Origin of the sequence: Bacillus sp. NPDC077411 (genome assembly GCF_044543425.1) — a bacterium.
Lineage (GTDB): Bacteria > Bacillota > Bacilli > Bacillales > Bacillaceae_G > Bacillus_A > Bacillus_A bruguierae.
In genome coordinates, this window is the sequence record NZ_JBITWA010000026.1 from 28,174 (window position 1) to 40,258 (window position 12,085).

The 12,085-nt window shown below is 40.4% G+C and carries 9 protein-coding genes and 1 other annotated feature; all 9 genes read right to left on the bottom strand.

Annotated features, from left to right (window positions below; translation table 11 throughout):
- Positions 1-161 precede the first annotated feature (161 nt).
- The 9 genes from rpsG to rplK all read right to left on the bottom strand — a co-directional run bounded on the left by rpsG (position 162) and on the right by rplK (position 12,043).
- Positions 162-632, bottom strand: a complete 471-nt coding sequence (gene rpsG / locus ACIGHG_RS22535; protein ID WP_020062289.1) for a 30S ribosomal protein S7 — start codon at positions 630-632, stop codon at positions 162-164.
- A gap of 29 nt (positions 633-661) precedes the next feature.
- Positions 662-1,084, bottom strand: coding sequence for a 30S ribosomal protein S12 (rpsL, locus tag ACIGHG_RS22540; protein ID WP_090918580.1), 423 nt, complete (start codon positions 1,082-1,084; stop codon positions 662-664).
- Positions 1,085-1,436: 352 nt separating this feature from the next.
- Positions 1,437-5,048, bottom strand: a complete 3,612-nt coding sequence (gene rpoC, locus ACIGHG_RS22545) for a DNA-directed RNA polymerase subunit beta' (RefSeq protein WP_336474425.1) — start codon at positions 5,046-5,048, stop codon at positions 1,437-1,439.
- Positions 5,049-5,085: 37 nt separating this feature from the next.
- Positions 5,086-8,616, bottom strand: coding sequence for a DNA-directed RNA polymerase subunit beta (rpoB, locus tag ACIGHG_RS22550; protein WP_336474424.1), 3,531 nt, complete (start codon positions 8,614-8,616; stop codon positions 5,086-5,088).
- Positions 8,617-8,905: 289 nt separating this feature from the next.
- The gene (locus ACIGHG_RS22555) at positions 8,906-9,505 is read right to left on the bottom strand and encodes a class I SAM-dependent methyltransferase (protein WP_396550625.1); all 600 of its coding nucleotides are present in this window, start codon (positions 9,503-9,505) and stop codon (positions 8,906-8,908) included.
- Positions 9,506-9,580: 75 nt separating this feature from the next.
- Entirely contained in the window at positions 9,581-9,943 is a 363-nt protein-coding gene (gene rplL / locus ACIGHG_RS22560; protein WP_090918586.1) for a 50S ribosomal protein L7/L12, read from the bottom strand.
- 70 nt (positions 9,944-10,013) lie between these two features.
- Positions 10,014-10,514, bottom strand: coding sequence for a 50S ribosomal protein L10 (gene rplJ, locus ACIGHG_RS22565; RefSeq protein WP_336474423.1), 501 nt, complete (start codon positions 10,512-10,514; stop codon positions 10,014-10,016).
- Positions 10,515-10,554: 40 nt separating this feature from the next.
- Positions 10,555-10,696, bottom strand: a sequence feature (ribosomal protein L10 leader region).
- 49 nt (positions 10,697-10,745) lie between these two features.
- Entirely contained in the window at positions 10,746-11,438 is a 693-nt protein-coding gene (gene rplA / locus ACIGHG_RS22570) for a 50S ribosomal protein L1 (RefSeq protein ID WP_035433734.1), read from the bottom strand.
- Between the two features lie 179 nt (positions 11,439-11,617).
- Complete coding sequence (gene rplK, locus ACIGHG_RS22575) at positions 11,618-12,043, bottom strand: 50S ribosomal protein L11 (protein ID WP_001085872.1); 426 nt, start codon at positions 12,041-12,043, stop codon at positions 11,618-11,620.
- Positions 12,044-12,085: the final 42 nt, after the last annotated feature.

The window sequence follows — 12,085 nt, forward strand, 5'->3', positions numbered from 1 at the left end:
GTAGCAAAAAAGCCACTTTATTTTGTTACATATGTCAGTATGTCTAGTACCCTCATTATGTAAAACGAGCGCCCATTGAAAGGGAGAGGAATTCTCCCTCTCCACACTTCCATAAGCGACAAATAAAGCGGTTTATGCTTATAGTTATTTTTCGTTGAATCCTACCAACGGTAATGAGCAAATGCTTTGTTAGCTTCTGCCATTTTGTGAGTGTCTTCACGTTTCTTAACAGATGCACCAGCGTTGTTAGCTGCATCTAAGATTTCGTAAGCTAAACGCTCTTCCATAGTTTTTTCACCACGAAGACGAGCGTAGTTTACTAACCAGCGAAGACCTAAAGTTGTACGGCGTTCTGGACGAACCTCAACTGGAACTTGGTAGTTAGCACCACCAACACGACGAGCGCGTACTTCAAGAACAGGCATGATGTTCTTAAGAGCTTGCTCGAATACTTCCATTGGTTCGTTACCAGTACGTTCGCGAACGATATCGAACGCATTATAAAGAATTGTTTGAGATTTACCTTTTTTACCGTCAACCATCATTTTGTTGATTAGGCGTGTTACAAGTTTAGAATTGTACATTGGATCTGGTAACACGTCACGTTTCGCAACAGGTCCTTTACGAGGCATATTGAGTTCCTCCTTTCAGTTCAGTTTTATTATTTCTTAGCAGGTTTTGGTCTCTTAGTACCATATTTAGAACGTCCTTGCATACGTTTGTCAACACCAGCTGTGTCAAGCGCACCACGAACGATGTGGTAACGTACCCCTGGTAAGTCTTTTACACGACCACCGCGAATTAATACTACGCTGTGTTCTTGTAGGTTATGACCGATACCTGGGATGTAAGCAGTAACCTCGATACCATTTGTTAAACGTACACGAGCGTATTTACGTAACGCTGAGTTCGGTTTCTTCGGAGTCATTGTACCAACACGAGTACATACACCACGTTTTTGAGGTGCAGAGATATCAGTTGCTTTTTTCTTTAAAGAGTTGAAACCTTTGTTTAACGCAGGTGATTTAGATTTCCATACTTTATCAGTACGTCCATTTCTCACTAATTGGTTAATAGTAGGCATTAATTTATCCTCCCTTCGCACGTTTGTATGACCACATATCCAGGTGGTTCATTATTAGTTGAAAACAAAGTTTTTGCAAGGGAGAGCAAATGCTCTCTCCTCACAAAAACAGTTTTAACTTGTTATTCCTATCACTGAAGCTCCTACTTGATCTCACTCATTTTCATGTTAAGATCCAGTTTTGAAAAAGTATGTTATGTTGCATTGCTAAAAGCTACGACAACGTTCTAACTATACCGTGTTGAATTACATTCAACGTTTATTAAGGAGCAACCTTGCTTATATTAACATTTTGCATCGCATAATGTCAACTAGGATTATTTTTTTTATGCAAAATTTACGACGGAAAATTTTAGTTTTCTACGTAAACCTCGTCATTTTCTACATTTATTTCTTCTTGTGCTGTTTTCACAAGATCGACTTTACGGTAACGATTCATACCTGTACCAGCTGGAACAAGCTTACCGATAATAACATTTTCTTTCAGACCAAGAAGTTCGTCACGCTTACCTTTAATTGCCGCATCAGTTAACACACGAGTTGTTTCCTGGAATGATGCTGCAGATAAGAACGAATCTGTTTCAAGTGAAGCCTTCGTAATACCAAGAAGGATTGGACGCGCCGTTGCTGGTTGCTTGCCTTGAAGCAACACTTTCGCATTTGCATCTGTAAATTGATGGATATCAAGTAATGTTCCTGGTAATACGTCTGTTTCACCAGCATCGATTACACGAACTTTACGAAGCATTTGGCGAACCATTACTTCAACGTGCTTATCACCAATTTCTACCCCTTGCATACGGTATACTTTTTGTACCTCACGAAGCAAGTATTCTTGAACTGCCGTAATATCTGTTACTTTCAGTAATTCTTTCGGATCGATAGAACCTTCAGTAAGTTCTTTACCGTGTTCGATGCGGTGTCCTGGAGCTACTTTTAAACGAGCGCCATAAGGAATTGCATACGTACGAGCTTCTACATCACCTTGTACAACAACTTCTTGGCGATCTTTCACATCGTTAATCGCTGCAACAACACCATCAATCTCACTGATAACCGCTTGCCCTTTCGGATTACGCGCTTCGAAAATCTCTTGAATACGCGGTAAACCTTGTGTGATATCGTCTCCAGCAACCCCACCTGTATGGAATGTACGCATCGTTAACTGTGTACCTGGCTCACCGATAGATTGAGCTGCGATAATACCTACCGCTTCTCCTACTTCTACGTCTGTACCAGTAGCTAAGTTACGACCATAACACTTCTTACATACGCCGTGGCGTGTGTTACATGTAAATGCAGAGCGGATGTACAATTGTTCAACGCCTGATTTTTCGATGATATGAGCGATATCTTCTGTAATTAATTCATTTTCACGAACTAACACTTCGCCTGTTTCTGGATGTTTCAGAGTTTTTCTTGCGAAACGTCCTACAAGACGATCGTATAAGGATTCGATAATTTCGTTTCCTTCTTTAATTGCGCCAATTAATAAACCACGATCTGTTCCACAGTCATCTTCACGAACGATAACATCTTGTGCAACGTCAACAAGACGACGTGTTAAGTAACCAGAATCGGCAGTTTTAAGTGCTGTATCGGCAAGACCTTTACGCGCACCATGCGTAGAGATGAAGTACTCAAGTACCGTTAAACCTTCACGGAAACTTGATTTGATTGGAAGTTCGATGATACGTCCAGATGGGTTGGCCATCAAACCACGCATACCAGCAAGCTGAGTAAAGTTCGATGCGTTACCACGGGCACCAGAATCACTCATCATGAAGATCGGGTTGCGCTTATCTAGAGTTTTCATCAGTTTTCCTTGGATAACGTCTTTTGCATTACTCCAAATAGAGATAACGCGATCATAACGTTCTTCTTCCGTGATTAAACCACGACGGAATTGTTTAATTACTGTATCTACTTTTGCTTGCGCTTCACGCAAGATTTCTTCTTTTTCACCTAATACAAGGATATCCGCTACCCCAACTGTAATACCAGCTTTTGTAGAATATTTAAATCCTAGGTTTTTCATACGATCAAGCATGCGAGACGTTTCTGTAATCTTGAAACGTTTAAATACTTCCGCAATGATATTACCAAGAATTTTCTTGCTAAATGGCGCCACTTCTTCGCGACTAGCAATAATTTCTCTTACGTTAGAACCTTTTTCAACAAAGTATTCCACTGGAGTTTCTTTCTCCAAGTTTGTTTTTGTTGGTTCATTAATGTAAGGGAATGATTTCGGTAAGATTTCATTGAATATTAACTTACCAACTGTTGTTAACAACAGCTTGCTGTTTTGCTCTTCTGTAAACGTTTCGTTATTTACAGAGCTTGCTGCAACAGCAACACGAGTATGCAAGTGTACATATCCGTTTTGGTATGCAAGTAATGCTTCGTTCGTATCTTTGAAAATCATACCTTCACCAATTGCACCCGCGCGCTCAAGCGTTAAGTAGTAGTTACCTAATACCATATCCTGAGACGGTGTAACAACTGGTTTTCCATCTTTCGGGTTCAAAATGTTTTGTGCAGCTAACATAAGAAGACGAGCTTCTGCCTGTGCTTCTGATGATAACGGAACGTGAACCGCCATTTGGTCACCGTCAAAGTCCGCGTTGTATGCAGTACATACAAGTGGATGCAGACGAATTGCACGACCTTCTACCAATGTAGGTTCAAACGCTTGAATACCAAGACGGTGAAGCGTTGGAGCACGGTTTAAAAGTACAGGGTGTTCTTTAATTACAGACTCTAAAACATCCCAAACTTCAGGTTGTACTCGTTCAATTTTACGTTTAGCACTCTTAATGTTGTGCGCTAAACCTTTTCCTACTAACTCTTTCATAACGAAAGGTTTGAACAGTTCCAGCGCCATTTCTTTTGGCAGACCGCATTGGTACATTTTCAGGTTCGGTCCTACAACGATAACGGAACGACCAGAGTAGTCAACACGTTTACCTAATAAGTTTTGACGGAAGCGTCCTTGCTTACCTTTTAACATATGGGAAAGAGATTTTAACGGACGGTTACCAGGCCCAGTAACTGGACGACCACGACGACCGTTATCAATTAAAGCATCTACTGCTTCTTGTAACATACGCTTTTCGTTTTGGACAATAATGCTTGGTGCACCTAAGTCTAATAAACGTTTTAAACGATTGTTACGGTTAATTACACGACGATATAGGTCGTTTAAGTCAGAAGTTGCAAAACGTCCACCATCTAACTGTACCATCGGGCGAAGTTCTGGTGGGATAACTGGAAGAACATCTAGAATCATCCAAGATGGTTCGTTTCCAGAGTTACGGAATGCTTCTAATACTTCTAGACGTTTAATAGCGCGCGTACGACGTTGTCCTTGCGCTGTTTTTAACTCTTCTTTTAAGAAGTCTACTTCTTTATCTAGATCGATATCTTGTAATAACTTCTTAATTGCTTCTGCGCCCATGGAAGCTTGGAAAGAGTTTCCGTATCTATCGCGATACGCACGGTATTCTTTCTCCGAAAGAAGTTGCTTCTTATCAAGTGGTGTATCTCCACTTTCTGTTACTACATAAGAAGCGAAATAAATTACTTCTTCAAGCGCGCGAGGGGACATGTCTAAGACAAGTCCCATGCGGCTTGGGATACCTTTGAAATACCAAATATGAGATACAGGAGCAGCTAATTCAATATGACCCATACGTTCACGACGAACTTTCGCACGCGTTACTTCAACGCCGCATCGATCACAAACTACACCTTTATAACGGACACGTTTATATTTACCACAATGACATTCCCAGTCTTTTGTTGGACCGAAAATACGCTCACAGAACAAACCGTCTTTCTCTGGTTTCAATGTACGATAGTTAATCGTTTCGGGTTTTTTTACTTCCCCATATGACCAAGAGCGAATTTTGTCTGGTGATGCAAGTCCAATCTTCATATATTCAAAGTTGTTTACATCTATCAAGGGGCCTACCTCCCTTTTAATCTACAGGTTATCCCAATTATTCCTTCGTTGCCTCAACTTCGACATTTAATTTATCTGCAGATTGATGATCATCGTCATCAGTATCACGCATTTCAATTTCAGTATCGTCGCTAGACATCATCTTAACATCCATACCTAAACTTTGTAATTCCTTAATCAATACTTTGAATGATTCAGGAACACCTGGTTCTGGAACGTTTTCGCCTTTTACAATCGATTCGTACGTTTTCACACGCCCAACAACATCATCCGACTTAACTGTTAAGATTTCTTGAAGAGTATATGCAGCACCGTAAGCTTCAAGTGCCCAAACCTCCATCTCACCGAAACGCTGTCCACCGAACTGCGCTTTACCTCCAAGAGGTTGCTGCGTTACAAGTGAGTATGGTCCAGTAGAACGAGCATGAAGTTTATCGTCAACCATGTGTGCAAGTTTAATCATGTACATGACACCAACAGATACACGGTTGTCGAACGGTTCACCAGTACGGCCATCGTATAAAATTGTCTTCGCATCACGCGCCATACCAGCTTCTTCAATTGTTCCCCATACATCTTCCTCACGAGCACCATCGAATACTGGTGTTGCAACGTGGATACCAAGATATCTTGCTGCCATACCTAGATGAAGCTCTAACACCTGACCGATATTCATACGAGATGGTACCCCTAATGGGTTTAACATGATATCGATTGGTGTACCATCTGGTAAGTAAGGCATATCTTCTTCCGGTAAAATACGGGAGATAACACCTTTGTTACCGTGACGGCCGGCCATCTTGTCACCTTCAGAAATTTTACGTTTTTGAACGATATATGCACGTACAAGTTGATTTACACCTGGTGGCAATTCATCGCCATCTTCACGGTTAAATACTTTTACGTCTAAGATAATACCGCCACCACCGTGTGGTACACGTAGTGATGTATCACGTACTTCACGAGCTTTCTCACCAAAGATTGCATGTAATAGGCGTTCTTCTGCTGTTAACTCCGTTACACCTTTTGGCGTTACTTTACCAACAAGCAAGTCTCCGTCTTTTACTTCTGCACCGATGCGGATGATACCGCGCTCATCAAGGTTGCGAAGCGCATCTTCCCCTACGTTTGGAATGTCTCGTGTAATTTCTTCTGGTCCTAGCTTCGTATCACGAGCTTCAGACTCATATTCTTCAATATGAATTGAAGTGTACACATCATCTTTTACAAGGCGCTCACTCATAATGATCGCATCCTCGTAGTTATAACCATCCCATGTCATAAAGCCAACAAGCACGTTACGACCAAGTGCAAGTTCACCTTTTTCCATAGAAGGACCGTCTGCAAGAATCTCCCCTTTTACAACTTCATCGCCAACACTTACGATTGGACGTTGGTTGTAACAAGTTCCTTGGTTAGAACGGATGAATTTCAACATTTTGTAGCGATCTAAGTCACCTTTTACTTGCTGACCGTCTACTTCGATATAACGGCGTACCCAAACTTCGCGAGCTTCTACACGTTCAACAATACCAGGGTGTTTACAAATTACTGCAGCACCTGAATCTTTCGCCGATACGTACTCCATACCAGTACCTACAATTGGAGATTCTGGGTTCATAAGTGGAACCGCTTGACGTTGCATGTTCGCACCCATTAGCGCACGGTTCGAGTCATCGTTTTCTAAGAACGGAATACAAGCTGTCGCAGCAGACACAACCTGTTTTGGAGAGATATCCATATAGTCGATACGTTCACGTTTTACTACAACGTTCTCATCTCGGAAACGAGCTACAACGTCTTCGTCAAGGAAATCTCCATCTTCAGATAAACGTGCGTTTGCTTGGGCAACAACATAATTATCTTGTTCATCAGCTGTTAAATAATCTACACGTGTTGTTACACGGCCAGTTTCTGGATCCACGCGGCGATATGGTGTTTCAATGAAACCAAACTCATTTACTTTCGCAAATGAAGATAAAGAGTTAATCAAACCGATGTTTGGTCCCTCTGGCGTTTCAATTGGACACATACGACCATAGTGAGAGTAGTGAACGTCACGCACTTCAAAGCCTGCGCGCTCACGCGTTAAACCACCAGGTCCTAATGCAGATAGTCTTCGTTTATGTGTTAACTCTGCTAATGGGTTTGTTTGATCCATAAACTGAGATAACTGAGAGCTACCGAAGAACTCTTTAATAGATGCAATAACCGGACGAATGTTAATTAACGCTTGCGGTGTAATTGCATTTGTATCTTGAATTGACATTCTCTCACGAACAACACGTTCCATACGAGAAAGACCGATACGGAATTGGTTTTGTAACAATTCCCCTACAGAACGTAGGCGACGGTTTCCTAAATGGTCAATATCGTCTGTGTCTCCTACTTTATATAGAAGATTAAAGAAATAGCTAATAGATGCAATAATATCGCCTGGTGTAATATGTTTTACATCGCGATCGATATTCGCATTACCAATAATATTGATAGAACGCTCTCCATCTGCATCTGGAGCATAAATCTTAATAGATTGTAATTCAACATTACCTTCTACCACTCCGCCCATCGGTTTCACTGTTTTAAAACCAATGTTCTTTTCTAAATAAGGTAAAATACGATCTAATGTACGACGATCTAGGATTGTTCCTTCTGTTGCTAAAATTTCACCTGTTTCAGGATCCACTAAAGTTTCAGCCAAACGTTGGTTAAACAATCTGTTTTTAATGTGTAATTTCTTATTAATTTTGTAGCGACCTACATTTGCTAGATCATAACGTTTTGGATCAAAGAAGCGAGAAACAAGCAAACTCTTTGCATTTTCTACTGTTGGTGGCTCACCTGGACGTAGACGCTCATAAATTTCGAGCAGCGCTTTTTCTGTGCTATCCGTGTTATCTTTTTCTAGCGTATTGCTTAAGTATTCGTTATCACCTATCAATTCGGTGATTTCTTGATCAGAGCCAAACCCTAATGCGCGTAACAAAACAGTTACAGGTAATTTACGCGTACGATCGATACGCACATAAACAACATCCTTAGCATCTGTTTCATACTCCAACCAAGCTCCGCGGTTTGGAATTACAGTAGCAGTAAATCCGCGTTTTCCGTTTTTGTCCACTTTTCCGCTGTAGTATACACTTGGTGAACGAACTAACTGAGAAACAATAACGCGTTCTGCACCGTTAATTACAAATGTTCCTGTCTCTGTCATGAGCGGGAAATCCCCCATGAACACATCTTGCTCTTTTACTTCACCAGTTTCTTTATTGATTAGACGCACTTTTACACGAAGTGGTGCTGCATACGTCACATCACGCTCTTTACACTCTTCTACAGAATATTTCGTTTCACCTAGACTGTAGTCGATAAACTCAAGCGATAGATTTCCCGTAAAGTCTTCAATCGGAGAAATGTCTTGGAACATTTCTCGCAAACCCTCATCAAGAAACCACTGATAAGAAGAGGTTTGAATTTCGATAAGATTTGGTAATTCTAATACCTCACTAATACGGGCATAACTTCTTCGTTGGCGGTGTCGTCCGTATTGAACTAGTTGACCTGTCAACTGCTTCACCCCTCAAATCAAGAGTATTATAAATGCACAAAAATGTGCAAAATCACAACTAAATACGACTAACGCAAATTACGTAGCCTTTTTCCTCTAAAAAGATAGATACGTTGAGTGTTTCTAACTGCTCAAAAAAGAAAAATGGCTTCTATAAGAAAACCATCATTCTGTTTCATAATCTGCTGATTTTACTATCTTTTCCAAGAGAAGCAAAAATATACATTGTTCTCAACGCAGAAAATCATATATTGGCATTTTATAATGTTAACACAACCCAAAATAACCGTCAACGTTTTTTTGATTTTATGATATAATAGCCTTTTTTCTTTTCTACGACTTCCACAACATCGAACACTTCTTCTAATTTTTTCATCGCAGATGGCGCACCTTGCTTTTTCTGAATTACAATCCAAAGCTCGCCGCCCGACACAAGATGATTCACCGCTTCTTCTAAAATTTCATGCACAACTTGTTTTCCAGCACGAATTGGCGGATTTGATAAAATAGCAGCATATTCTCCACTCACATTTTCATATACACTACTTTGATAGATTTGGACATTTCCAATTCGGTTATTAGCAGCGTTTTCTTTTGCAAGCCCAAGCGCCCTTTCGTTTACATCCACCATATGAACTACGCGCCCTTGAAACTCTTTCGCTAAAGATAAACCAATTGGACCATACCCACACCCGACATCCAACACATCACCTTGAACATCTGACATTTGAAACGTTTCAATTAAAAGACGAGAACCAAAATCCACTTCATTTTTTGAAAATACTCCGTGGTCAGATAAGAAAACAAATTGAGATCCTCTAAGCGTATATTCCCAACGTTTACGATCACTTTTGCTAGAAGGATCATTAGAAAAATAATGGTCTGCCATATGGCCACCTCTTTTCTTTACAGTTAAAAAAAAAGCTCGCATGAGAGCGAGCTTTTTTTAAGCTTCAAAAGTTAATTACTTAACTTCTACAGCAGCGCCAACTTCTTCAAGTTTAGCTTTGATTTCTTCAGCTTCTTCTTTAGAAACGCCTTCTTTAACTGCTTTTGGAGTGTTGTCAGCTACTTCTTTAGCTTCTTTTAATCCAAGACCAGTGATTTCACGAACAACTTTGATAACTTTGATTTTTTGAGCGCCTGCATCAGCAAGTACTACATCAAATTCAGTTTTCTCAGCAGCAGCTTCACCAGCAGCGCCACCCATAACAGCTACAGGAGCAGCAGCAGTTACGCCGAATTCTTCCTCGATAGCTTTTACTAAGTCGTTAAGTTCTAATACAGTCATATTTTTAACTGCTTCAATGATTTGTTCTTTAGTCATTGTAAATATCCTCCCTTATTAAATAAGTTCATATTGTTTGATCGATAACACGTAATTATCTTTTAAAAAATTAAGCGCCTTGCTCTTCTTTTTGATCAGCAACAGCTTTTGCAGCAAGTGCAAGGTTGCGGATTGGAGCTTGAAGAACGCTAAGAAGCATAGAAAGTAAGCCTTCACGTGATGGAAGAGTAGCGATAGCTTTAACCTCATCAACAGTTACAAGTTTACCTTCGATTACACCAGCTTTAATTTCTAAAGCTTCGTGATTTTTCGCAAAGTCGTTTAATACTTTCGCAGGAGCAACTACATCTTCGTTACTGAACGCGATAGCGTTTGGTCCTGTTAGGAATTCATTTAACTCAGTTAGTTCAGCAACTTCTGCAGCACGACGAGTTAAAGAGTTTTTGTAAACTTTGAACTCAACGCCAGCTTCACGTAATGTTTTACGTAATTCTGTTACTTCAGAAACTGTTAAACCACGGTAGTCAACAACGATTGTTGATTTACTTTCGCTAAGTTTACCAGCGATTTCAGTTACAACATGTTGTTTTGCTTCGATTGCTTTAGTCATGTTATTACACCTCCTGTAGATTATATAGAAGATGTACCGAAAGTGCACTAAAAAGCCTCCGTGCCCAGTTATAGACATGGAGGCATATAGTCACAGAAAATTTCCGTTCCGTATATTTACACCTCGGTAGGATATTAAGCCAAGATGGCACCTACTGTCTACGGTACACTATTAAAATTCACAACATAGATGATTATATTAAAACTTCATCATGAAGTCAACTTCCAATTTTTACGCAATAGTTGAAACGTCAACGCGTACGCCAGGTCCCATTGTAGAAGCAACTGTTACGTTCTTCATGTAAGTACCTTTTGCAGCAGCTGGCTTAGCTTTTAGAAGCGCGTCAGCAACTGTTTCTAAGTTTTCAACTAATTTCGCATCTTCGAAAGATACTTTACCGATTGGCACATGGATGTTACCAGCTTTATCAACGCGGTATTCTACTTTACCAGCTTTGATTTCGTTAACTGCTTTTGTTACGTCGAAAGTAACTGTTCCAGTTTTAGGGTTTGGCATTAAACCTTTAGGTCCTAATACACGACCAAGTTTACCAACTTCACCCATCATGTCAGGAGTTGCTACTACTACATCAAAATCGAACCAACCTTGTTGGATTTTGTTGATGTAATCTGCATCACCTACGAAGTCAGCTCCAGCTGCTTCAGCTTCTTTTAATTTTTCGCCTTTAGCGAATACTAATACACGTTGTACTTTACCAGTACCGTGTGGAAGAACAACTGCACCACGAATTTGTTGGTCAGCTTTCTTAGGATCAACGCCTAAACGGAATGCAGCTTCTACACTTGCATCAAATTTAGCTGTGTTTGTTTTCTTTACTAATTCTACTGCCTCTGTTGCAGAGTAAGCAGTCGCACGATCAACAAGCTTCGCAGCTTCTACGTACTTTTTACCTCTTTTAGCCATTTTATTTCCTCCTCAATGTGGTTTTAGCGGAATAACCTCCCACGTTTACGCCTTATTTTCGATACAACCGAGGATGTGCGCCCACCCTTTTATTTAAAAAACGACATTCATTTACGATAATAAAGGTTGCGAATTGGAACTCCAGACCCGCAACCTCTTTTACAAAATAACAAATCGAATTAGTCTTCGATAACAATGCCCATACTGCGTGCAGTACCTTCAACCATACGCATTGCAGCTTCTACGCTAGCAGCGTTTAGGTCAGGCATTTTAGTTTCAGCGATTTCGCGAACTTTATCACGCTTAACAGTTGCCACTTTATTACGGTTTGGTTCACCAGAACCAGACTCGATACCAGCTACTTTCTTAAGAAGAACAGCAGCAGGAGGAGTTTTAGTAATGAAAGTGAATGAACGGTCTTCAAATACTGTAATTTCAACAGGAATGATTAGACCAGCTTGATCTGCTGTACGAGCGTTGAACTCTTTACAGAAGCCCATGATGTTAACACCCGCTTGTCCTAATGCTGGACCAACTGGTGGAGCTGGGTTAGCTTTACCTGCAGGAATTTGAAGTTTTACCATTTTAATTACCTTTTTAGCCACGAGACACACCTCCTTAAGTCCGTGATGTGGTCAATGGGCAAT